Source organism: Luteibacter sp. GL_149, assembly GCF_057834065.1.
This window is the reverse complement of sequence record NZ_CM174395.1, coordinates 2035716-2059988: the sequence shown is the minus strand read 5'-3', so window position 1 is coordinate 2059988 and position 24273 is coordinate 2035716. Positions and strand designations below refer to the sequence as shown.

General features: G+C 65.1%; 13 protein-coding genes. All 13 read left to right on the top strand.

Translation table 11 applies throughout. The annotated features are described in order from the left end of the window. The first annotated feature begins 232 nt into the window (after window positions 1-232). The 13 genes from AC3IR3_RS09395 to AC3IR3_RS09335 are packed head-to-tail and all read left to right on the top strand — an operon-like array spanning window position 233 to window position 24105. Window positions 233-7495 carry a hybrid non-ribosomal peptide synthetase/type I polyketide synthase gene (locus AC3IR3_RS09395; RefSeq protein WP_489196614.1) on the top strand — a complete coding sequence of 2421 codons (7263 nt, stop codon included), beginning with the start codon at window positions 233-235 and terminating at the stop codon, window positions 7493-7495. Further along, complete coding sequence (locus AC3IR3_RS09390) at window positions 7492-12405, top strand: amino acid adenylation domain-containing protein (RefSeq protein WP_489196613.1); 4914 nt, start codon at window positions 7492-7494, stop codon at window positions 12403-12405. Before AC3IR3_RS09395 ends, AC3IR3_RS09390 begins: the two co-directional genes overlap by 4 nt. 31 nt (window positions 12406-12436) lie before the next feature. After that, window positions 12437-13567 (top strand): glycosyltransferase family 2 protein, encoded by a 1131-nt coding sequence (locus tag AC3IR3_RS09385; RefSeq protein WP_489196612.1) that lies wholly within the window; start codon window positions 12437-12439, stop codon window positions 13565-13567. Beyond that, window positions 13561-14676, top strand: coding sequence for a polysaccharide deacetylase family protein (locus AC3IR3_RS09380; protein ID WP_489196611.1), 1116 nt, complete (start codon window positions 13561-13563; stop codon window positions 14674-14676). Before AC3IR3_RS09385 ends, AC3IR3_RS09380 begins: the two co-directional genes overlap by 7 nt. After that, a complete protein-coding gene (locus AC3IR3_RS09375; RefSeq protein WP_489196610.1) occupies window positions 14664-15929 on the top strand; it encodes an O-antigen ligase family protein in 1266 nt (421 codons plus the stop codon). Before AC3IR3_RS09380 ends, AC3IR3_RS09375 begins: the two co-directional genes overlap by 13 nt. Further along, window positions 15926-17281 (top strand): phenylacetate--CoA ligase family protein, encoded by a 1356-nt coding sequence (locus tag AC3IR3_RS09370; protein WP_489196609.1) that lies wholly within the window; start codon window positions 15926-15928, stop codon window positions 17279-17281. Before AC3IR3_RS09375 ends, AC3IR3_RS09370 begins: the two co-directional genes overlap by 4 nt. Beyond that, entirely contained in the window at window positions 17278-18411 is a 1134-nt protein-coding gene (locus AC3IR3_RS09365) for a glycosyltransferase (RefSeq protein ID WP_489196608.1), read from the top strand. The genes AC3IR3_RS09370 and AC3IR3_RS09365 overlap by 4 nt, the downstream gene beginning before the upstream one ends. Then, on the top strand, window positions 18408-19580 hold the full coding sequence (locus AC3IR3_RS09360) for a glycosyltransferase family 4 protein (protein ID WP_489196607.1): 1173 nt from the start codon (window positions 18408-18410) through the stop codon (window positions 19578-19580). Before AC3IR3_RS09365 ends, AC3IR3_RS09360 begins: the two co-directional genes overlap by 4 nt. Then, on the top strand, window positions 19577-20221 hold the full coding sequence (locus tag AC3IR3_RS09355; protein WP_489196606.1) for a polysaccharide deacetylase family protein: 645 nt from the start codon (window positions 19577-19579) through the stop codon (window positions 20219-20221). Before AC3IR3_RS09360 ends, AC3IR3_RS09355 begins: the two co-directional genes overlap by 4 nt. Beyond that, entirely contained in the window at window positions 20218-21387 is a 1170-nt protein-coding gene (locus AC3IR3_RS09350; RefSeq protein ID WP_489196605.1) for a glycosyltransferase family 4 protein, read from the top strand. Before AC3IR3_RS09355 ends, AC3IR3_RS09350 begins: the two co-directional genes overlap by 4 nt. After that, window positions 21387-22550: a hypothetical protein gene (locus tag AC3IR3_RS09345; RefSeq protein WP_489196604.1), complete on the top strand. Its 1164-nt coding sequence runs from the start codon at window positions 21387-21389 to the stop codon at window positions 22548-22550. Before AC3IR3_RS09350 ends, AC3IR3_RS09345 begins: the two co-directional genes overlap by 1 nt. Further along, window positions 22547-23341, top strand: a complete 795-nt coding sequence (locus AC3IR3_RS09340) for a formyltransferase family protein (protein ID WP_489196603.1) — start codon at window positions 22547-22549, stop codon at window positions 23339-23341. The genes AC3IR3_RS09345 and AC3IR3_RS09340 overlap by 4 nt, the downstream gene beginning before the upstream one ends. Beyond that, on the top strand, window positions 23338-24105 hold the full coding sequence (locus AC3IR3_RS09335) for a polysaccharide deacetylase family protein (RefSeq protein ID WP_489196602.1): 768 nt from the start codon (window positions 23338-23340) through the stop codon (window positions 24103-24105). The genes AC3IR3_RS09340 and AC3IR3_RS09335 overlap by 4 nt, the downstream gene beginning before the upstream one ends. Window positions 24106-24273: the final 168 nt, after the last annotated feature.

Sequence of the window (24273 nt, the reverse complement as noted above, 5' to 3'; positions counted from 1 at the left end):
CCCAAGAAGCCATCAACCATCACGACATAGACCAAACGGCCTAACGGCCGATCCGACCGTCCTCATACGCGTAACCCGTATGCCGTATTCCACGCACCGTGTCTTTGGCTCGACCATAGCCCCGAGGGGAAAGCAAAGGGGAAGGCATCCGGGAACATCCCCGATTGCCATGAGGCGGATACACCGCCGATGCAACACACCTGCTTCGAAGCGTGGAGAGAGCGAAAGCCCGATGAACGCGTTCACGATCGCCAACCGGACCGACGACGACGCCATTCCGGCATTAACCGACGTATTGCCCTGTCACGCCGGCGAGGCCACCACGCGCTGGAAGCATTACGAGTACGCGCTCGACGAAGGCATGATCGACAGCATGGAACGCTGCGCGCTTGCTTATGGCGTCACGTCCGACGTCGTGTTCTGCGCGGCACTGGCGCTGGTCGAGTCGCGCCTGACCGGCGCGGCCACCGTCGCTGCCTGGCGCGTATGCGCCGGTACCTCGTTCACCGCCATGCTGGACATACCCGACAACGGCACGCGCGATACATGGCTCGATGCCAGTCTGCCTGCCATACAGAACGCCGCTGCCTGCGCGTCGGGCCCCGCGCCGTGGACGGTCGTCGATACCGACACGCGTCCGCCCTGCGATAAAGCCCAATCCGCCAACGACCCGCAATGCGGCAGCCGCTGGCGTCTGCTGACCGCGATGCCCGCGCGTCTGCAGGTCGACTTTCCCGCGCCCTTTACCGATGCGGCGATCGACCTGATGGCCGGCTGCGTCGTACAGGCGATCGATGCCCTGTGCACCACCGCCGACCGACCGCTACGCGACGTCGACGTCTTCGCCACCCACGAACGCACGCGCATGCTGGTCGAATGGAACGCCACGGCGAAACCCCGCCGCGACGACGATTCCGTCCACGGCCTGTTCGCCGGTGTCGTCGCCGCGCATCCCGATGCCGTGGCTGTCGCATGGACCGGCGGATCGATGACGTATGCCGAACTCAACCGGCGCGCCGGATGCGTCGCAGCGGGCCTCGTCGCGGCAGGCATACTGCCCGGCACACCGGTCGGCCTGCTGGCGGAGCGTTCGCCGGAAGCCATCGTCGCGATGCTCGGCATGCTCAAGGCAGGCGCTGCCTATCTGCCGCTGGACCCCACTTATCCTGCCGATCGTCTCGCCTTCGTGCTGTCCGATGCGTCCGCGACGCATGTCGTCGTGTGCGGCACACCGGCGCCCGAGGGACTGCCCGCGACGATGCTGGCACTCGGCGATCTCGAACACGAGACAGCGCCTGTATCCCTTGCACGGAACGGCCACGCACTGGCCTACGTGATGTACACCTCCGGCTCGACCGGTACGCCGAAGGGCGCGCAGATCGAACACCGCTCGATCATCCGTCTCGTCCGCGACGTCGACTACGTCGATCTGCGCACGCATTCCCGCGTGCTGCATGCCGCGCCCCTCGGCTTCGACGCCGCGACATTCGAAATCTGGGCGCCGCTGCTCAATGGCGGCACCTGCGTCGTACACCACGAGAAAGTACCCACGGGCTGCGGCCTCGAAGACACGATCGTGCAACACGGTGCTCAGATCGCCTGGCTGACCGCCGCCCTGTTCAACGCCATCGTCGACGACAACGCACGCAAGCTCTCCGGCCTGAAACAGGTGCTGACCGGCGGTGAAGCGCTGTCCGTGCCACATATCCGCAAGGCGCTTGCCGCGTTGCCCGATACCCTCATCACCAACGGCTACGGCCCCACCGAATGCACGACGTTCGCCACGACCTGGCCGATTCCGCGGGAACTGGACGTCGACACGCGCGCCGTCCCCGTGGGCCGGCCCATCGCCGATACCACGCTGTATGTGCTGAATGCGCGAGGCGAGCCGGTACCCGTCGGTGTCACCGGCGAACTCTATATCGGCGGTGCCGGTGTCGCGCGCGGCTATCTCGCCCGTCCCGAACTGAACGCCGAGCGCTTTCTTCCCGATGTCTTCGGTAACGAAAGCGATCGCCTGTACCGCACGGGCGACCTCGTCCGCTGGCTCGCCGACGGCAGCATCGACTTCGTGGGTCGTCGCGACGGACAGGTCAAGATTCGCGGTTACCGCATCGAGCTGGGCGAAGTCGAAAGTGCATTGCAGGCCACGTCATCCGTACGCGCGGCGGCCGTGCTCGCACGCGAGGATCGTCCCGGACAGAAACGTCTCGTCGCCTATTACGTCGCAGACGACGAAAAGCTCACGGCGCGTTCGCTGCGCGATCGCCTGCATAAAGCGCTTCCGGAATTCATGGTTCCGACGGTCTATATCCGGCTCGACACATTGCCGATCACCGCCAACGGCAAGCTGGACCGGCGCGCGCTACCGGCGCCGGATGGCCGCCGTCCCGAACTGGCCGGTGCATACGTAGCCGCCATCAGCGACAGCGAACGCGCGATCTGCGCACTGTTCGCCGATATCCTTGGCCTCGACGAAGTCGGCCGTCACGATCATTTCTTCGAACTCGGCGGAAGCTCGTTACTTGCAACCGCCGCAGTCGCACGTCTCCACGCCGCCGTATCGACGACACCGACCATTGCGAGCTTCTTCGGCGAACCGACGCCAGCCGCCATTGCCGCGAGCATCGAACGGCGCGTGGAACCGATCGCGCATGCCTCGCGTCGCGCACGGCACACGGATGCCGAGGCCGTCGCGATTGTCGCCATGGCCGGTCGATTCCCCGGGGCATCCAGCGTCGAAGCGTTCTGGGACAACCTCGTCGCCGGACGCGAATCCATCACCTTCTTCGGTGACGACGGCCTCGATCCGGGCGTCCCTGCCGACGAACGCAACGATCCGTGCTACGTCGCGGCACGTGGCATCGTCGACGGCGTGGAAGACTTCGACGCGGCGTTCTTCGGCATGTCGCCGCGCGAGGCCGAACTGACCGATCCGCAGCAGCGCGTATTCCTGGAGCTTTGCTGGGAATGCATGGAGCGCGGCGGTTATGTACCCGATGCGCAGAAAATGCCTGTGGGCGTGTTCGGCGGCATGCACAACGCCACTTACTTCCAGCGCCATATCAGCACACGCCCGGACCTTATCGCCAAACTCGGCGCGTTCCAGGTGATGCTGGGCAACGAAAAGGATTACCTGACCACGCGCGTCGCGCACAAACTCAACCTGACCGGTCCGGCCATCAGCATGAACACGGCGTGCTCCACGTCGCTGGTGGCCATCGCGCAGGCGTTCGATGCGTTGCGCGCGGGCCATTGCGACATGGCGCTGGCCGGCGGCTCGTCCATTACCTGCCCGTCGCGTAGCGGTTATGTCGCACAGGAAGGTTCGATGCTGTCGCCCGACGGCCATACGCGCAGCTTCGACGAGGATGCGCGAGGCACGGTATTCAGCGACGGCGCGGCAGTGGTCCTGCTCAAGCGCCTGTCCGATGCGTTGCGGGACGGCGATCCGGTTTATGCGGTGCTGCGCGGTGCGGCGATCAATAACGACGGCGGGCTCAAGGCGAGCTTCACCGCACCGAGCAGCGCGGGCCAGGCAGCGGTCATTGCCGCGGCGCTGGATGTCGCGGGCGTCGAAGCCCGCTCGATTTCCTACGTCGAAACCCATGGCACCGCGACCCCGCTCGGCGATCCCATCGAAATCGAAGGGCTTATCAAGGCATTCCGGCGCGAAACCGACGACCTGGGTTTCTGCGCCATCGGGTCGGTAAAGAGCAACGTCGGCCATCTGGTCATGGCTGCCGGCGCGACGGGCGTCATCAAGACCGCGCTCTCGCTCGCCGAACGCCAGTTGCCGCCATCGCTGCATTTCCGTGTTGCCAATCCGAAACTCGGTCTCGATCGCTCGCCCTTCGTCGTCAACGCCACGTTGCGGCCCTGGGAACACGGCGACGGTCCGCGTCGCGCGGGCGTCAGTTCGTTCGGCGTCGGCGGTACCAACGCGCACGTGGTCATGGAAGAAGCGCCGCCTCGCGAGCCGTCCGATGCAGCGCAAGGCTCCCAACTATTACTGATATCCGCACGCAGCGAAGCGGCCGTCGGGAAAGCATGGGCCGCGCTGGGAGCCCATCTGGCCAGCGCACCGGAAGCCAATCTCGCCGATGTGGCCCTCACGCTGGCCACTGGCCGCAAGGCCTTCGCGCAGCGCAGCTGGATCGTTGCCAATGACATAACCGACGCTGTCCGCCGGCTGGCGGATACAAATACGGCGCCGCCGATCCGCGCCGCCCAGAGCAACGCGGCACCGATCGTATTCCTCTTCCCCGGGCAAGGTGCCCAATACCCCGGCATGGGGCGCGAACTGTATGCGAGCGAACCCGCCTTCCGCGACGCGCTCGACGCGTGCGTCGCCTGCCTGAACGACGAACTCGGTTTCGATCTGCGCGAGCGCATGTTCGCCGACGACGCCGATGCCTTGCGCGAAACCCGCCTCACGCAGCCAGCGACGTTCGCGCTCGAATACGCCACGGCGAAACTCTGGATGAGCATCGGCGTCCAGCCCGATGCCATGATCGGTCACAGTGTCGGCGAATTCGTCGCCGCCGTGCTGGCTGGTGTGATGTCGCTCGAAGACGGGGCGCGACTGGTCGCGCGGCGCGGCCGGTTGATGCAGGCGTTGCCTGCCGGATCGATGCTGTCGATACGGCTCGATGCCGATGCGCTCCTCGCGCGGCTGCCCGACGGCTTGTCGCTGGCCGCCCAGAACGCACCCACGGCATGCGTGGTTTCGGGCGAAACCGCCCGGGTCGACGCGTTCCGCAACGAACTCGAAGCCGCCGGCATCGCCTGCCGGATGCTGCATACGTCGCACGCTTTCCACTCGGCCATGATGGAACCGGCGCTTGCGCCATTCCGGGACAACGTAGCGGCGATCGTACTGAATGCCCCGGACATACCGATCGTATCCACGCTGACCGGTATGACCCTGACCGACAACGAGGCGATATCCGCCGATTACTGGACGCGCCATCTGCGCGGCACGGTACGTTTTTCCGGGGCGCTCGATACCCAGCTCGACGATGAAGGACGCATCTTCCTCGAAGTGGGACCGCGCGCGACGCTGAGCCTGCTCACCCGACAGCACACCCGTGCGCGTGGGCGGCTTGCGCTTGCGTCGCTGGCCGACTCGCCGGCGCTGGAACGCAGCGCCTGGCTCGACGCCATCGGTCAACTCTGGAGTGCCGGCGTCGATATCGACGTGACCGCGCTCGACCGTCGTGAACGTCGTTTCCGCGTGCGCCTGCCCACGTATCCATTCGAGCGTCGCCGGCACTGGATCGACGCTCCCACGCGCGTCGCCGGCAGCCCGGACGGTTCGAACGTCGTCGCGCTGCCGCTGCCCGCCACCACCCATTCCGTCCTTTCCGCCCCATCCCTGCCGGAGCCATCCATGGCCGCCCATTCTTCCGCCGCCAGCACCCGCTCGGTGCGCCTGGTCGCCGAACTGACCGCCTTGTTCGAAGACGTATCCGGCACCGAATTCGACGGCGCGTCGTCCGACGCGAATTTCGTCGAACTGGGACTCGACTCGCTCGCCCTGACCCAGGTGGCGTTGCAGCTGCAAAAGACCTACGCCCTGAAGATCACGTTCCGCGAACTGATGGAAGCGTGCTCGTCGTTCGGACGACTCGCCGCGCATATCGATCGCCTGTTGCCCCCGGAAGCGGAAGTCGTCGTCGCCGCACCAGTCGCCATGGTCGCTACGCCCGCCGCCGCAACCGTCGCTTCCATCGCACCCATCGCCGCCAACGGCAATCTCGTACAGGACGTCATCCAGCAGCAGATGCAGATCATGCAGCAGCAACTGGCGCTGCTCGCCGGAACACCGGCCAGCGTGCCAGTGCCTATGACGTCGGTGCCTGCCGCGGCGACACCCGTCGCCATGGCCGCTGTCCCGAACGCACCCGAGCCCGCGACCGACACCGAAGAAGTCGCATTGGCGCATACGACGTACGACGTAAAGAAAGCTTTCGGCGCCATCGCACGCATCCATTCGACGTCGACCGAGCTGACGACCCGGCAGCGCGCCCGCCTCGATGCCTTCATGAAGCGCTATATCGCGCGCACACGCCGCTCGAAGGAATACACCGAGGAACACCGTCCGCACCTGGCCGACCCGCGCGTGGTAAACGGCTTCCGTCCGCTGCTGAAGGAAATGATCTACCAGATCGTCGTCGAGCGTTCGCGCGGATCGAAAGTCTGGGACCTGGATGGCAACGAATACGTCGACGCGCTGAACGGCTTCGGCATGAACCTGTTCGGCTGGCAGCCCGATTTCGTCATCGACGCGGTACGCCGTCAGCTTGAACTCGGCTACGAAATCGGCCCGCAGCATCCGCTGGCCGGCATAGTAGCCCGGCAGATATGCGACCTGACCGGCTTCGACCGGGCGGCATTGTGCAATACCGGTTCCGAAGCGGTGATGGGCACGGTACGCATCGCACGTACCGTGACCGGCCGCGACACGCTGGTGATCTTCACCGGTTCCTATCACGGTATCTTCGACGAAGTGATCGTCCGCGGCACGAAGAAGCTCCGTTCGGTGCCGGCCGCACCGGGCATCCTGCGCAACACGTCCGAACATGTGCTGGTCCTCGATTACGGCACGCCCGAATCGCTGGCCATCATCCGCGAGCGCGCCTCCACCATCGCCGCCGTGCTGGTCGAACCGGTGCAAAGTCGCCGGCCTGATTTCCAGCCACGCGAATTCCTGCAGGAACTGCGCGCGATTACGGAAGATGCCGGCGCGCTGCTGATCTTCGACGAAGTGGTGACCGGCTTCCGTACCCATCCGCGCGGCGCGCAGGCGATGCTCGGTATCGATGCGGATCTGGCGTCGTACGGCAAGGTCGTGGGCGGCGGTTTTCCCATTGGCGTCATCGCCGGAAAACGGCGTTTCATGGACGCGCTGGATGGCGGTCACTGGCAGTTCGGCGACGATTCCATTCCCACCGTCGGCGTCACCTACTTCGCCGGCACGTTCGTGCGGCATCCGCTCGCGCTGGCTGCCGCGCATGCGGTGCTCGAACACCTCGCGACGGAAGGCGGTGCCTTGCAGGAAGGCCTTAACGCGCGGACAGCAAGCTTCGTCGACGAGTTGAACATGTTCTGCACCGGTGTCGGCGCGCCGATCAAGGTCGTGCATTACACCTCCGTATGGAAGACCAGCTTCCTCGAAGATCATCCCCTGCAGGACTTGCTGTTCGCGATGATGCGCAGCCGCGGCATCCACATCCTGGACAACTTCCCCTGCTTCTTCACCACGGCACACAGCGAGGCGGACTTTGCCGCCATCGCCAAAGCCTTCAAGGATGCCGTACTCGAATTGCAGGAAGCCGAATTCCTGCCACGACGCCGGATCGACGCGCGTGCGCTCGATGCCGACAACCCGCCGGTCGCGGGAGCGCGCCTCGGGCGCGATGTCGACGGAAACCCGGCGTGGTTCGTTCCCAACCCCGATATCCCGGGCAAATTCATGAGGGTCAGCGCATGAGTCCGAACGACGTAATGGCGGCCGGTCTGGCCGTCGACTACGACCCCTTCGCCGACGCGTCGCTCGCGCGCGTCGTTCCCACGACCGCGCCCCAGCGCGAGATCTGGCTGGCATCGACACTGTCGTGCGAGGCCTCGCTCTCGTACAACGAATCGGTATCGCTGCATCTGGCCGGCTCGCTCGACGTCCCCGCACTACTTGCCGCGCTGCAAGGCCTGCTCGACCGCCATGAAGCGCTTCGCGCGACGATCGGCGCCGATGGCGAGGAGCTGTGCATCGCGACTCAGCGCGACCTGCCCTGCCCGTTGACCGATCTTTCGGGGACGAACCTGGCCGCTCGCGAGGCAGCGATCGCCACGGCACTCGACCAGGCGGTCACGACGCCGTTCGATCTCGAACACGGTCCGCTGGTGCGGGCCGAACTGCTGTGCCTTGGGTCGACCGATCACCTGCTTATCTTCACCGCGCATCACATCGTATGCGACGGCTGGTCGTTCGGTGTGCTGATAAACGATCTGGCCACGATGTATGGCGAACGCGTCGCGGACGGCTTCGCCCCGGCGCCCGCCGATTCGTTCGCCGGGTTCGCGCTGGAAGAAGCCGCGCGACAGATGACCGACGATGCGTACGACGCCGAAAGGTACTGGGTGGGCCAGTTCTCGGGACAAACTCCCGTCCTCGACCTGCCGACCGACCGCACCCGTCCGCGCCACCGCACGTTCGCTTCGCACCGCGAAGACCGGATGCTCGACCCGACCCTGGTAGCGGGCATCAAGCGCATGGGCGCGAAACACGGTGCAAGCCTGTATGCGACGTTGCTTGCCGGATTCTCCGTACTGCTGGAACGCCTGACCGGACAGCAGGACCTGGTGATCGGCATTCCCTGCGCGGGTCAGGCCGAAGGCGGCCACGACGCTCTTGTCGGCCATTGCGTGAACGTGCTGCCGCTGCGTACAACCGTCGATCCGGAGCGTTCGTTCAGCGAAACGATCGAACAGGTCCGGGGCGGGCTCCTCAATGCTTTCGATCATCAGCAATACACGATAGGCAGCCTGCTCGCGCGTCTGTCCCTGCCCCGCGACCCGGGCCGCCTGCCCCTGGTCAGCGTCCTGTTCAATCTCGATCAGGCGCTGGACGAATCGACGGTCGCATTCGCCGATCTCAGCTTCACGTTCTCGGCCAACGCGCGCCGCTATGAGAACTTCGAACTGTTCGTCAACGCCGTGCAGGTCGACGGCGGTATCCGTCTGGAATGCCAGTACAACCGCGACCTGTTCCGCGCACCCACGATCGCCGCGTGGCTGGACGCCTATGAAGCCCTCCTGCGTGCGGCCATCGCCGCTCCGGATAGCGCCACGCGCTCGCTCGGCATGATGTCGGAAACCGCATGCGAAGCGCTGGCTGGCCTTCAACCCGCGCCGACACCGTTCCCGGCCGATCGGCTGGCCCACGAGTATTTCGAGGCACAGACCGACCGCGCGCCCGCGCGCGCAGCCGTACGGCACGGTTCCGAACGGCTGAACTATGCCGACCTGGAGCAGCTCGCGAACCGGATCGCCCATGGCCTGCGCGTGCGCGGCGTGGGTCGTGGCTCGCTCGTCGGACTGTCGCTACCGCGCGGTGCCGACATGGTCGCCGCTGTACTCGGCGTCCTGAAAGCGGGCGCCGGCTACGTACCGCTGGACCCGTCGTTCCCCCCCGAACGTCTGGCCTTTATGGTGGAAGACGCCGCGCTCGCCGCGCTGATCGTCGACGACGAGGCGCCGACGGCGTTTCCGTTCCCCACCCGGGCCATCCTTTCCTTGACCCGCGATCGGGTCGAGATCGAATCCTTGCCGACGACCCGCCTGCCACACGACGGCATGAGGGCAACGCCCGAGTCGGTCGCCTACCTGATCTTTACTTCGGGTTCGACCGGCAGACCGAAAGGCGTGCGCGTGCCGCACCGGGCCACGTCCAACTTTCTTACCAGCATGCAACGCGTACCGGGCATCGCCGAAGACGACCGGTTGGTCGCCGTCACGACGCTATCGTTCGATATCGCATTCATGGAACTGATGTTGCCACTGTGCGCCGGCGCCGAAATCGTCATCGCCGACCATGACGATGTCCGCGACGGCACGGCGCTGCGCCATCTGGTGGAACGCAGCAACGCCACGATGATGCAGGCTACGCCCGCCGGCTGGCGCATCCTGGTCGAATCGGGCTGGGCGGGACATGCGAACTTCCGCGCCATCTCCGGCGGCGAACCGCTGCCGCTCGATCTGGCCGAAGCGCTGCTCGAACGTTGCGGCGAGGTATGGAACGGATACGGCCCCACCGAGACCACCGTCTATTCCACCTACTGGAGAGTGACGGCGCCTCGCGAAGGCATCTACATCGGCAAGCCGATCGCCAACACCACCGTACACATCCTCGACGAGGCCGGTTCGGCCTGCCCGCTGGGCGTTCCGGGCGAGATCTATATCGGCGGCGCCGGCGTTTCGCTCGGCTATCTCGATCGCCCCGAACTCGACGTCGAACGATTCCTGCACGATCCGTTCGCCGGCGATCCGGATGCACGCATGTATCGCACCGGCGACCGTGGCCGCTGGCTGGCCAATGGATTACTGGAACACCTGGGCCGTCTCGACTTCCAGGTCAAAGTGCGTGGTTATCGCATCGAACTGGGCGAGATCGAATCCGTGCTTGCCGATCTTCCCGACGTCGCCCGAGCTGTCGTGGTCGCTCGCGAAGATCGTCCGGGCGACGTGCGACTGGTCGCCTATGTGGTCGCCAGCGAAGGGGCCTTGTTCGACGAAAGTGTCCTGCGTACCGAACTGAAAACGCGGCTGCCCGATTACATGCTGCCGCAGCACCTGATGCAGCTGCCTGCGATTCCGCTGCTGCCGAACGGCAAGACCGAGCGCAAATCGCTGCCCGCACCGCCTGTGCAGTCCGTCGCCGCGAACGCCGAACGGACCGCGCCGCGCAACGATGACGAACGCCGGGTCGCCTCGGCGATGGAAACCGTGCTCGCGTTGCCGGACCTGGATGTGCGGGACAACTTCTTCGCGCTCGGCGGTCATTCGCTGCTCGCGGCGCAGCTGACCGCCCGCCTCAATCGCGAATTCGGCGTCACGCTTTCTTTCCGCACACTCTTCGACGCACCCACCATCGCGGAACTCGCCGCCGCTATTGCCCTGCTGAAGATCGGCGGCGCGCAGGAAACCCCGCCGATCCTGCGTCGTCCCCATCAGGATCAGGCACCGACCTCGCTGATGCAGGCCCGCCTGTTCGCTCTGGAAGAAATGCAGCCCGGCCGCGTCACCTATAACGCGCCATCGGCCCATCGCCTGAGAGGGGCGCTCGACGAAGATGCGTTCGACCGGGCCTTTGCGGCTCTGGTGTCGCGGCAACCGATCATGCGTACGGCGTTCCGGCGCAAGGGCGAGGATATCGAGCAAGTGGTCGAACCCTTGCTCGCCACGGCGCTGTTCCCTGCCGAAGACCTCTCGGCGCTCGCACCACACGAGCGCGAACGGACGCTGATGAAGCGCTTGCAGGAACTGACCGACACGCCGTTCGACCTGACCCGGGCGCCGCTGTTCAGTGCGCGGATGTTCCGTCTGTCGGACGACGATCATGCGTTCTTCTTCATGCCCCATCACATCGTCTGGGACGGCTGGTCGTTCGACATCCTGTATGCCGAACTGTCCGCACTGTACCGCGCGTTCGCGCAGAACCTGCCGTCGCCGTTGCCGCCGCTTCCCGTCACCTACGGCGACTTCGCCGTATGGCACGCCGAATGGTTGCAAGGTCCCCAGTTCCAGGATCAGTTGAGCTTCTGGCGCGAGCGCCTGGCCAGCTGCGGCAGCGTACGCGCGCTGCCCAGCGATATGCCGCGCCGCCCGGGCATGTCCGGCAAGGGCGCGACCGAATGGATCCGCGTTTCGAAAGAGCTGACGGAACTGATGCACGAAGTGGCCCGCACCGCCGACGCCACGCTCAACATGACGCTGCTTGCCCTCTACTACATATTGCTGAGCGGCGTCGCGCGGCAGGACGATCTGGTGATCGGTACGCCCGTGCGCGGCCGCAACCAGACCGAAATCGAATCTGTCATGGGCTATTTCAACAATCTCCTGCCGCTGCATGTGACCGTCGATCCGGACATGTCGTTCGTCGACTTCGTCCACTACGTCAAACGGACCGCGCTCGAAGGCTTCGGTCATCCGGACGTGCCGATGGAGTATCTGCAACGCGAACTGAAAGTGCATCATGGCAGCGGCACGGTGTTGTACCAGGCACTGTTCTCTTTCCAGGACGCACGCCAGCGCATCGTCGACTGGGGCGGTCTGAACCACGAACAGATCCTGCTGTTCCAAAGCGGCGCCACCGAAGATCTCGGACTGTGGTTCCTCGAAAACACCCGGGGTATGGTCGGTGGCGTCACCTATAACGCCGATATTCTCCGCGCCGAAACCGCGGCGGCGATGCGCGACCGTTACCTGTCGATGCTGGCCAGCGTGGGACGCGATCCGGCCCAGAGCGTGGCCTCGCTGCGCGAACTGGCCGATGGCGTCATGCGTCCCATGGAGGTCCGGACGCCCGTGGCCGACCTGACGATGGCGACCTCGGCACGCAGTGCCGCGCGCACGCCCTCGGAAGCCCTGCTCGCGAAACTGTGGGAAGAACTGCTCGACGTCTGCGACGTCCATCCAGGCGACAACTTCTTCGACCTGGGCGGTCATTCGCTGATGGCGGTGGATATGGCCGGACGCGTCCGCCAGGCCACCGGCGTGCAGCTGAACCTGCTGGACATAGCCAACGGCACGCTCGGAACGCTCGCCGCGGAACTGGCGAAGGCGGGCGAACAAGTGGCACGCAAGCCGACGTCGGGCTTGCGCAAACTCTTCGGCTGGCGATAGACATGAACCGTATCGGTCCGGGGGGAACCGAATGACATTCCTGGCCTATATGGCATGCTGGGGTTGCGTGGCGCTGCTCGTCCACGTCTTCGTGGGATATCCCGCCATGATGTGGGCGCTGGCGAAGGTATCGCCACGGCCCGTGCGGCGCGAGCCGATTACGCCCAGCGTGACCGTCGTCATCGCCGTGCACGACGGCGGGCGCCAGATACGCGCGAAGCTCGCCAATCTGCGCGCGCTCGACTATCCCGCCGAACTGATCGACATCGTCATTTCCTGCGACGGCTGCCGGGATGCCACCGCCGCGCTTGCGCGTACCTGCGGCGATCCCCGTGTGCGCGTGCTGGACAACCCCGCACGTCGTGGCAAGGCCGCCTGCCTCAACGACGCCGTGGCGATCGCGCATGGCGACGTGCTGCTCTTCACCGATCTTCGCCAGAAGCTGTCCCCCGGTGCGCTGCGCGAACTGGTCGCGAACCTGGCCGATCCCACGGTCGGTGCCGTCAGCGGCGAGCTGCACATGGAAGATGTACTGACTGGATTCGCACAGGGTGTCGACGCGTACTGGCGCTACGAAAAAATCATCCGGCAGGCGGAAAGCCAGTCCGGCTCCACCGTGGGCGTGAGCGGTGCGCTGTATGCGATGCGGCGCGAGCTTTACAGTCCGCTGCCCGCGGGCACGGTACTCGACGACGTACTCGTTCCCATGCGCGTGGCCGCGGCGGGGCAACGCGTGATTTTCGAGCCGCGCGCGCTCGCATGGGACAAGCCTTCGCAGCATCCCGACGCCGAACGCAAACGGAAGGTCCGGACGCTGGCGGGCAACTACCAGCTGGTGCAGCTTGCGCCGTGGCTGATCTGGCCCGCGAACAATCCGCTGTGGTTCCGCTTCGTCAGCCACAAGCTGCTGCGTCTGCTGGCACCGTGGATGCTCGTCGTCCTCACGCTGTCGAGCGCCGCGCTGGCGACGCGCCACGCGGTCTATGCACTGATGTTCTTCGGCATCGTATGTGCCGCCGGGCTGGTACTCGCCGGACGTCTGCGTCCCCGTCTCGCCCGCTGGCTGCCGGTACGGCTGGCCGTAGCGTTCTATTACCTCAACCTGTTCGCCGCGCAGGCGCTCCTCGCCTTCGCCCGCAACCGAGGACTGCATTTATGGTGAACCCGTCGACCAGCGATGGACGCGCTTCAGGTATCCGGGGTCGCCTCGGCGAGCTGTGCTATTCCAGCGGCCTGCTGCATTCCCTGCAGCGCGCGCGTGCATGGTGGCACAAGGACCTGCGCATCCTGGCCTATCACCGCATCATGGATTTCCCGGACCCGGAGACCTACGACTTCGACCTGGAACTGATCAGCACGTCGCCCGAACGCTTCTACGAACAGATGCGTCTGCTCAAGCGTCGGTTCCGTCCGACGCGGCTGACCGATGTCGCCGAAGCCATCGCGGCGGGCGAAACGCTGCCGCCCGATACCGTCGTGGTTACGTTCGACGACGGCTACGACGACAACTACCGCATCGCCTATCCGATCCTTTGCGACCTTGGCATTCCCGCGACGTTCTTCGTATCCACCGCCCATATCGATACCGGTCGGCCGTTCCTCTACGACTGGCTGGTCCACATGATCCTCACGACGGGCGCACCATCGTTCGTATTGCCCGAACTCAATATCGATCTGCCGATGCCGGCCGCCCGCGCCGATCGTCGCGCACTGGCCGGTCGCGTCCTGCTGGCGATGAAGGACATCGGTGCACTGGAACAGTCCGCGATGATCGCGCGCCTGGAACGCGACTGGCGCATGCCGTGCGACGACGCGCCCGCCCCGCCCGAGTGCAAGCCGATGACCTGGGACCAGCTTCGCGAAATGCATGCCGCGGGCTACGAGATCGGATCGCATGGCGTGCATCACCGCATGTTCGCGAAGCTTCCGTACGACGAGATGGTGCGGGAAATCCGCGAATCGAAAGCGACACTCGATCGCGAACTCGGCGATCGGGCGATCCTGATGTCCTATCCGGTCGGCGGCGACCGCGCGTTCAACGGACAGGTGATCGACGCCACCCGCGAAGCCGGCTTCGAACTGGCCTGCTCGTATATCTGCGGAACGAATCCCGATCCGTCCGCCAACCGTTACGCCCTCTACCGTCTGCCGGTCGAACGGAACATGGGACCGGGCTGGTTCGCCGCGATGCTCACGCTGCCCCGGTTGATGAGTTATCCGACCGTCCATCACGAAACGGGAAAGGATCCGGTGGCCGCATGTTCCCCCTGATTCTCACCTATCTGGTACTGACCATTATCCGGCCACAGGATTATCTGCCCGGCCTGGTCGGGGTGCCGGTGCTTCCGGCGGTGCTCGTGCTCGCATTCGTCGCATGGCTGGCTTCCGGCCAACGCACCTGGGCCGCGCCGCAGTTCGTCATCCTGCCGGTCTTCCTCGTCGTGCTGATGATTTCGCAGGTGACCAACGGCTGGACGGGCGGTGCGCTCGATGAGCTGATCAAGTTCGGCCCCACCGTGATCGCGTTCTGGATCTTCGCCACGGGATGCACCACGCGCCGGCATGTCGTCATAGGCATGGCGGTCTTCGTTCTGTGCGCAATGGTGCTGGCGATGCATGGCGTCGGCCAGGCCGCCGCGGGCGTCGGCTGGACCGGCGTCCCGCTGGGCGACGACGGTCGCATTCAGTACGTCGGCATCTTCAACGATCCCAACGACCTCGGACTGCTGTTCGCCGCGACCTTGCCCATGGCGTTCTACCTCAGCCGTCGCGGCGGCATGCTGGGTCGCCTGTTCTGGTTGTCCGGTGCACTGCTTCTGCTCTATGCCGTCTATCTCACCAATTCCCGTGGCGCGCTGCTGGCCGTACTCGTCGTCGCCGGCGGCTATGTCTGGTATCGGCGCGGCGTCGTGACCGCCGGCGTGCTCGGCGTCATCGGACTGACCTGTCTGAAAATTCTTTCGTCGCGCATGCAGGAACTGGATGTCGACGAGGAATCCGCGCTGGGACGCGTCGACGCGTGGTATTCGGGACTGCACATGTTCATGTCCCATCCCCTGTTCGGCGTGGGCGCGGGCAACTTTACCGAATACAACGAACTGACGGCGCACAACTCCTTTGTCCTGGTGCTCGCCGAAACGGGATTCATCGGTTTCATGCTCTGGCTCGCTTTCGTCGGCTACTGCTTCTGGATGATGCTGACCATACTGCGCTTCAAACCCCAGTTCGGCGACGACGAAGCCATGGCCGAAGAGTGGCGCAAGGAGCGCGCGATCGCGCTGACCCTGCTGCTCGTACTCTGCGGCCTGTTCGCCGCCGCGTTCTTCCTCAGCCGCAGCTACATGATCGTCCTGTACCTGCTGGCGGCCATGGTCGCCGGCTACTACACGGGTGCCCGCCAACGCTTCCCCCATCTCCCGGCGTTCGAACTGTCGCGGGGAGGCTGGCGCTGGGTGCCCGCCGCGATGGGTGGTGTGGCCGCGCTTTTCGTCCTGGTCTCGGTACTACTGAGGACGGCCGGATGAGCGCGTACGAAACGGCGTTCCGGCACCTGCTCTTTCCCGCCTACGAAGCGGGACTGCGCCGCCGGCACACGCTGGACTATCTACGGCAGTATTCCGACAACCAGTGGCTGGGGCCGGCGCGCATCGCGTCGCTGCAATGGGAGCGCCTGCGCCGCCTGCTGGAACATTGCGAGCGCGAGGTACCTTTCTACCGGCGCCGCTGGCGCGAACTGGGCATCGACGTCGCCGATATCCACAATCTGGACGACTATGCGGCACTACCGGTACTGACCAAGGCCGATATCCGCGAATACTTCGACGACCTGAAAGCCGAGTCGTGGCGCGACCGTCTTCTGTACAAAGCGACCGGCGGTTCGACCGGCGAACCGATGCGCTTCGGCTATACGCGCGAAAGCAACGACCGCCGCGTGGCGGTGATGTGGCGCGGTTACGAATGGGCCGGCGCACGCATGGGCCGGCGCACTCTGTTCCTGTGGGGCGGCGCGGTCGGCGAGCCGACGCGCGCGCATCGCATGAAGGATCGCCTGTACAACGCCGCGTTTTCCCGGCGCATGCTCAATACGTTCCATATGTCCGAATCGAACATGGCCGGATTCGCGGATCAGATCGACCGCTACCGTCCAAAGATCGTCGTCGGTTATGTCGGCCCGCTGGTGCGGCTGGCGCAATGGATGCTCGCCACGGGCCGGCGAACCTGGCAACCCGAGGGCGTCATCGGTGCGGCGGAAGCCATGCACGACTTCCAGCGGAAGATTATCGAGGAAGCCTTCGGCTGCCCGGCCTTCAACACGTACGGTTGCCGCGAATTCATGCTGATCGCCGCCGAATGCGACCACCACCAGGGCCTGCACGTGAACACCGACCATCTCGTCGTCGAGCTGGCGGCGTCGAACGGACCGGCGCCGGTCGGCCAGAGCGGCAACGTCGTCATCACCGACCTGTTTAACTACGGCATGCCCCTGCTCCGTTACGCGAACGGCGATATGGCGACCGCCTCCCCGCACTACTGCGAATGCGGACGCGGACTGCCGATGCTGGCGCATGTCGACGGTCGCGTGCTGGACACCATCCGTACGCCCGCGGGCCACGTACTGCCGGGCGAGTTCTTTCCGCACATGCTGAAGGACGTGCCGGGTGTGGAACGGTTCCAGCTGGTGCAGCGCCGCCTCGACCGGCTCGACCTGGCGATCGTGCGTGGACCGGCCTTCGACGACGCCTCGCTCGCGTATATCCATCGGGAAGTCGACAAAGTGCTGGGAAGCAGCGTAGAACTGCATTGTCACTTCCCGAGCGATATTCCATTGACGCCCAGCGGCAAGCTGCGCGTCACCGTATCCGAGCTCACGCCATGAATATCACGCATGTCGTCGAAAGCCTGGCTCGTGGCGGTCTGGAACGCATGGTGATCGAACTGGTCAAGCTCCAGCACCGTGAAGGGCACCGTTGCCAGGTGATCTGCCTGTTCGACGCCGGGTCGCTCGCCCACGAACTGGAAGAACTCGGCATACCCGTCACCGCATGCGGGAAGCAGGAAGGTATCGACATGCGGGCGCTCGGACGCGTACGCGAACTGGTTCGTGCGCATGGTACGCGCATCCTGCACACGCATAACGCCGTCGCGCACTATCAGGCGGTGCTGGCCACCTGCGGTCTTCGACTACGCGTCATCAACACACGTCACGGCATGGGCGGCAACCGGCGGGCGCGGCGGCGCGAGTGGTTCTACCGGCGCGCGCTGGTTCGCACGAACGCGGTGGTGGCGGTATGCGAAGCCGCGCGCAGCGACGCGGTGCGCCGTGGCATCGTGCCCCGGTCCAAGGCGCTCGTCGTGCCCAACGGCATCGACGTCGGGTCGTTCCCCACCACGACGACCGCGATGCGCGGGCGGCTCAAGCGCATTCTGCTGTTGCCCGATCATGCCCAGATCATCGGTACGGTCGGACGTCTGAACTGGGCCAAGGACCAGGTCAACCTGATCCGTGCTTTCCGTCACGTGCACGACCGTCGTCCCGACTCCGCCCTGGTGCTGATCGGCGACGGCGAACTGCGCGAGGAACTGGAGCAATACGCCATCGCCGAGGGGGTCGGGGACAGCGTGCATTTCCTCGGCGACCGCAACGATGTGCGCGAACTGCTGCAGGGACTGGACCTGTTCGTCCTGTCGTCGATCAGCGAAGGCTATTCGATGGCGCTGCTGGAAGCCTGCGCGACCGGCCTGCCCATTATCGCGACCGATGTCGGCGGTAATGGCGAAATCGTGTTCGACGGTCGCACGGGACACCTCGTGCCCGCACGCGACGCATGCGCCCTCGCCGAAGGCATGCTGGAACTGCTGCGCGACGAGCCGCAGGCACACCGCTTCGGCGTGGCAGCGCGCGACTGGGTCGAACGTCACGGCTCGCTCGCCGCCATGGCATCGCGCTACGGCGCGCTGTACGACGACTTGCCGTGCGACGGCCGGATCACCGGGAGCGCGGCGTGAAGATCCTCATCCTCACCAATCTCTTTCCCACCCCGTGGGACCCGTTACGCGGCGCGTTCAACCGCCAGCAGTTCGCCCTGCTAGGCCAGCGCCACGAGGTCGACGTCCTCACGGCGGTCGACTTCCGCGAGCGTATGGCCGGACGTCGCGGCGATATCGACGTGCCGGGTCTGCGCACGGGTCACTTCGTCTTCGTTTATCCACCGCGTATCGGACGGTCGCTGCATGCGCTGTGCTGGTTCGCGTCACTGATGTGGCAGCACGGACGTCGGCTGCGCACCGGGCACTACGACGCCTTGCTGGTCAGCTGGGCGTATCCGGACGGCGCCGCCGCAGGCTGGGTCGCGCGCCGGCTGGGCATTCCCTATGTCGTAAAGGTCCACGGCAGCGACCTCAACGTACAGGCCGAACATGCGTTGCGTCGCATGCAAATTCGTTCCGCGTTGCGAGGTGCGGGTGCCGTGGTCGCGGTGAGTCGCGCGCTCGGCGAGAAAGCCATCGCGCTCGGTTGCTCTCCCGATCGCGTGCATGTCGTTTACAACGGCATCGACAATGCATTGTTTTCGCCGGGATCGCGTAGCGGCGCACGCGAGCGCGTCGGTCTTCCCGCGTCCGTGCCTGTCGTCCTTTACGTGGGCAACCTCAAGGCAAGCAAGGGTTGCATCGACCTGATGAACGCGTTTCCCGCCGTACTCGCCCTTCATCCCGACACCCGGCTGGTCTTCGTGGGAACCGGTCCTTGCCGGGAGGCACTGCTCGCGCGTGCGAGCGCACTCGGCTGCACCGCGAACGTCGAACTGCGCGGTGCGTTTCCGCATCCTGCCCTGGGCGACTGGTTCCGTGCGGCCACCGTGCTATGCCTGCCAAGCCATAACGAAGGCGTACCCAATGTCGTCCTGGAAGCCATGGCCTGCGGCACACCGGTCGTCGCGACCCGGGTAGGCGGCATTCCGGAAGTCTTACCCGACTACGCCGGCACGCTCGTACCGGTGAACGACGTTACCGCACTCGGCCACGCGCTGAACGAAGCGCTCGGTCATCGCTTCGACTACCCACGCATCGCCGCGCATGCGTCGATGTTCCGTTGGGACGACAACGTGGATGCGCTGGAGCGCATCCTCCACCACGTCGCCGCCGCGGCCTCCCTCCCGATCGGTGTATCCGCATGAAATGGAAGCCTGAGAAGCAGCAACTATTGGGCTTGTTGCCGGATGCGCTGGTGCTGACGCGCGGTGCGCGCGACGACGGCGCCCGGTACCTGAGTTTCGACGACGGTCCCGATCCCGAGTTCACCCCGCCCCTGCTGGACCTGCTTGCCCGTCACGGTGTCCAGGCAAGTTTCTTTCTCGTCGGCGAGAAGATCGAAAAACACCCGGATATCGTCGAGCGCATCGTCGCGGAGGGCCACATGCTGGGCAATCATTCCTATAGCCACTGGTCTTTCGGGAATATGACGCTGAAGAAACAGCTGACGGAAGTCCACAAAACCGACGCGCTGCTTCGCCACTTCGACCGTCGTCCCCACCACCGCATGCGCCCGCCCCACGGCTACGTCGGCACGCAGCTGATGCTTTACTTCGCCGTGCACAGGCGCAGCTTCGTGTACTGGTCCTACGACAGCCTCGACTACCGGACGGATATGTCCCCCGAAGCGCTGGTGACCCGTCTGCGCGATCGTCCACCCGCAGCGGGAGACATCGTCCTGATGCACGACGACAGCATGCGCGCCACCGATGCGCTCGCGACGATGCTGCCCGAATGGCTCGATCAGGGTTACGCGTTCCGCGCCGTGCCGGCGGAGGCCGCATGAACATCGTCTATCACCATCGCACGCGCGGGCGGCATGTCGAAGGCGTGCACATCCGCGGCATCGTGAACGCGCTGCGCGAACTCGGCCACGAGGTATCCGTGGTGTCCTTTCCCGGCGCCGATCCGGAACACGAGTCACCGCCGGCGCAGGCGACGGCGAAACGCGGCCGTCTCGCATCGGCCGTGTCCCGATTGCCCGGCGTGCTGTTCGAGTTTATGGAACTGGCCTACAACCTGGTGACCTTCGTCCGTCTTGGTCTGACCATAAGCCGGCGGCGCCCCGATCTGATCTACGAGCGCTACTCGCTGTTCCTGTTCGCCACCGTCTGGCTGGCCCGCGAACGGAATATCCCGCTGGTGCTGGAAATCAACGACTCGGCACTGGTCCAGCGGGTGCGTCCCCTGAAACTGAGGAAGTTGGCCAGGCGCATGGAAGCGTGGTGCCTGCGCAACGCGACGGGGCTGGTATTCATTTCGACCTATTTCCGCGACGAAGCGCAAAAGGCCTATGGCGATATCGCGCCGTCCGTCATTTCGCCCAATGCGGTCGACCTTGCGACCTTCGATCCGGCACGGTTCGACCGCAAACGCCTGCGCGTCGAACGCGGCCTGGCCTATCGCATCGTCTGCGGCCATATCGGCGTATTCGCCCACTGGCACGGCGTGGATGGCTTCGTCGAAGCCATCGCCGCGCGACTGGCCGAGGTGCCGGAGCTGGCGCTGGTCTTTGTCGGCGACGGTGTCACGTTGCCGGCGGTCCGCGCCCTGGTCGCCGAACGCGGGCTTTCCGATCGCGTACTGCTGCCCGGCCGCGTCGGGCACGACGACATCGCCAGCTGGATTGCCTGTATGGACTATGCGGTGCTGCCGAACTCGAATCACTACGGATCGCCCATGAAGCTGTTCGAGTTCATGGGCATGGGCGTTCCCGTCGTCGCCCCGGACTACGCGCCGGTCGCGGAAGTCATCGACAACGACCGCACCGGCTGGCTCTTCCCGCGCGGCGAAATCGCCGCCTGTGTCGAACGTGTGCTGGAACTCGCGCTGTGCGCGGAAGACCGTCGCCGTATCGGTGGCGCCGCCCGCGAATACATCCAGCGCGAGCGTCAGTGGAGCAACAACGCCCGGCAACTCCTGAGTCTGGTTCCGGCAGAGACAGCCTCCTGATGGCGGTCCTCGCGCCGATCGTGCTGGTTCTCGTCCTCGCCGGCATAGCCGCCGTGGCGTATGCGATCCGTGCCCGCAACATGCAGACGTGGCTGTGGGGATACCTGACCCGGCGACGCCCTCGTGCCCCCGAGGGACCGATCCATGTGATGTTCTGCTTCGTCGACCACTTCGAGCCCGCCTGGGGGAAAGTGGACCTGTCGACCCAGCGCGCCCGTGTCGACCGCTGGTGCGCCGACTACCGGCGGCTGGCCGACCGGCACCGCGACGCCGACGGACGGCCACCGCAGCACACGTTCTTCTATCCCGAAGAGGAATACCTCGACGAACACCTGACCAAGCTCGCGGCGTTGTGCGCGGAAGGGTATGGCGAAATCGAAATCCATCTGCACCACGACAACGACACGCCCGAAAACTTCCGCACCACGATCGACCGCTTCAATCGCCTGCTGCACGAGCGCCATGGCGCGTTGCCGGTCGACCCGGAAACCGGACAGCTACGCTTCGGTTTCATCCATGGAAACTGGAGCCTCGACAATTCCCGCGCCGACGGTCGCTGGTGCGGCATCAACAACGAACTGATCCTTCTGCGCGAGCTGGGCTGCTACGCGGACTTTACGCTGCCCTCGGCACCCAGCGACACCCAGACGTCGACCAGCAACGCGATCTACTACGCCACCGACGATCCGCATCGCTGCAAATCGCACGATAAGGGCGTACCCGTCCGCGTGGGCGGCAACGCCAGCGGCGATCTGATGATCGTGCAAGGTCCGCTTGGCCTGAACTGGCGCGAACGTCGCATGGGGATCGTTCCCCGGATCGAAAATTCGGATGTGCGCAAGGCGTGTCCGCCCACGCCCGCGCGCGTGGATGCCTGGGTCGACACCGGCATCCATGTCGAGGGCCGCCCGGAGTGGATATTCATCAAGGTCCACACGCATGGCACGCAGGAACGCGACATGGACACGCTGCTCGGCGATGCGGCCCATGCCATGCACGATCACCTCGAACGCGCCTATAACGACGGCGAACGCTACGTCCTGCACTACGTCACGTCGCGAGAGATGTACAACATCGTCAAGGCCGCCGAAGCCGGAGAAACCGGAAACCCGGATGCCTGGCGCGACTACGCCCTGCCGCCGCCACCCAATCGCTCGTCATGAGCGTGCCGCGCACCGTCCTGATCTGCCATGCCAGCGATGCCTTCGATCGCGAAGGGCTCGCCGCGTGGCTGGCGTCGTTCACCGAACTGGCGGGCATTGTCGTTATCGAGGAAACGCGCGCGCAGCGACGCGCTCGCGTGAAGCGCGAATTCAAGCGTGTGGGATGGATCAGATTCGGCGATGTCGTTGCCATGAGAATCTACCAACGCCTCGTACTGGCCCGTCGCGACCGGCAATGGGCCCGAGGGGCATGGCAGGTAATGAAAGACCGCTATGGCAGCGCGCCGGATGTTCCGACGGTGACAGTCGCAAGCATCAACGATGACGATGCCATCGCCTTCATGCGGTCCGCGGCACCCGACATCGTCATTGCCCGCTGCAAGCAGTTGATGAAACGAAAGGCAATCGGTCTGGCGCGTATCGGATGCTTCGTGATGCATCCTGGTATCTGTCCGGAGTATCGCAATGCACATGGCTGCTTCTGGGCATTGGCCGAACGCGACCTGGACAAGGTCGGCATGACGCTGCTGAAGATCGACGCAGGCGTCGATACCGGTCCGGTTTATGGTCATTACAGTGTCGATTTCGACGAACGGAACGAATCGCACGCCGTGATCCAGTACCGCGCCGTTCTCGACAATCTGGACGACGTCGCCGAACGGCTGATCGATATCGCCAACGGAAGCGCCATTCCCATCGATACGCGGTCGCGCGCGAGCGCGGTCTGGGGCCAGCCGTGGCTGACGCGTTACCTGCGCTGGAAACGCGCCGCACGGATGCTTACCCCATGAATCGCGCCACGCTCATGTACCACGACATCGTGGCGCCCGGAGACTGCGACGGCAGCGGCTTCCCCGGCGCATCGGCTGCTCACTACAAGCTCGACATCGACGCATTCGCCGTGCACCTGCGCGAACTGTCTACGGCAGGCATGGCCTTTGGCTCCGTTCGCACCGGGTCCCCTCATCTGCTGACATTCGACGACGGAGGAAGCAGTGCGACGCAAATCGGGCAGATGCTGGACGAACGCGGCATGACGGGCCATTTTTTCGTTACGACGGGCCGCATCGGCACGCATGGTTTCCTGGATGCATCGACCATTCGCACGTTGCATGCGCATGGCCACGTCGTCGGAAGCCATTCCCACACGCATCCCGCAGAGATATCGCGTCTTGCGCCCGCGACGCTGGCACGGGAATGGTCCGATAGTATCGACCGGCTGGAACAGATTCTCGGGCAACCCGTCGATACGGCCTCCATTCCCGGCGGATTCTATTCGCTGGATGTAGCCCGCGCCGCCGCGCATGCCGGCGTGCGTTATCTCTTCACGTCCGAACCGACGACCCGGACGCATGTCGTCGATGGCTGCGCAATCCTCGGACGTTATGCCGTACTGCGCGACACGTCCGCACGGCATGCCCTCGCGCTTGTCGTCGGCACGGATATCCGGCGCGAACGTCAATGGCTCGCATGGAATGCGAAGAAACCGCTGAAACGATGGGCACGCCCCGTGTACCGTTTCATGCGTCACGCATTGCTCGAACGCACCCGGTAGGCTGCGCGCCTACAACCGAAGTCATATTGCAATGCTTCGCCGCTCGGCAGAAATTTGACCGCACGGGCACTTTTCGCTCAGGCCACATCCGGCCGGCAATCGCGCACGCCATGGAAATCCCTTAACGCACCTCCTGCCGTATCGACGTTGTGTCGATGCGTAGGTGAA

Excerpts from the sequence above, each read along its gene's own strand:
- AC3IR3_RS09390 (WP_489196613.1), top strand. The coding sequence starts at position 7,492 with ATGAGTCCGAACGACGTAATGGCGGCCGGTCTGGCCGTCGACTACGAC.
- AC3IR3_RS09385 (WP_489196612.1), top strand. The coding sequence starts at position 12,437 with ATGACATTCCTGGCCTATATGGCATGCTGGGGTTGCGTGGCGCTGCTC.
- AC3IR3_RS09365 (WP_489196608.1), top strand. The coding sequence starts at position 17,278 with ATGAATATCACGCATGTCGTCGAAAGCCTGGCTCGTGGCGGTCTGGAA.
- AC3IR3_RS09370 (WP_489196609.1), top strand. The coding sequence starts at position 15,926 with ATGAGCGCGTACGAAACGGCGTTCCGGCACCTGCTCTTTCCCGCCTAC.
- AC3IR3_RS09345 (WP_489196604.1), top strand. The coding sequence starts at position 21,387 with ATGGCGGTCCTCGCGCCGATCGTGCTGGTTCTCGTCCTCGCCGGCATA.
- AC3IR3_RS09380 (WP_489196611.1), top strand. The coding sequence starts at position 13,561 with ATGGTGAACCCGTCGACCAGCGATGGACGCGCTTCAGGTATCCGGGGT.
- AC3IR3_RS09375 (WP_489196610.1), top strand. The coding sequence starts at position 14,664 with ATGTTCCCCCTGATTCTCACCTATCTGGTACTGACCATTATCCGGCCA.
- AC3IR3_RS09335 (WP_489196602.1), top strand. The coding sequence starts at position 23,338 with ATGAATCGCGCCACGCTCATGTACCACGACATCGTGGCGCCCGGAGAC.
- AC3IR3_RS09340 (WP_489196603.1), top strand. The coding sequence starts at position 22,547 with ATGAGCGTGCCGCGCACCGTCCTGATCTGCCATGCCAGCGATGCCTTC.
- AC3IR3_RS09350 (WP_489196605.1), top strand. The coding sequence starts at position 20,218 with ATGAACATCGTCTATCACCATCGCACGCGCGGGCGGCATGTCGAAGGC.
- AC3IR3_RS09355 (WP_489196606.1), top strand. The coding sequence starts at position 19,577 with ATGAAATGGAAGCCTGAGAAGCAGCAACTATTGGGCTTGTTGCCGGAT.
- AC3IR3_RS09395 (WP_489196614.1), top strand. The coding sequence starts at position 233 with ATGAACGCGTTCACGATCGCCAACCGGACCGACGACGACGCCATTCCG.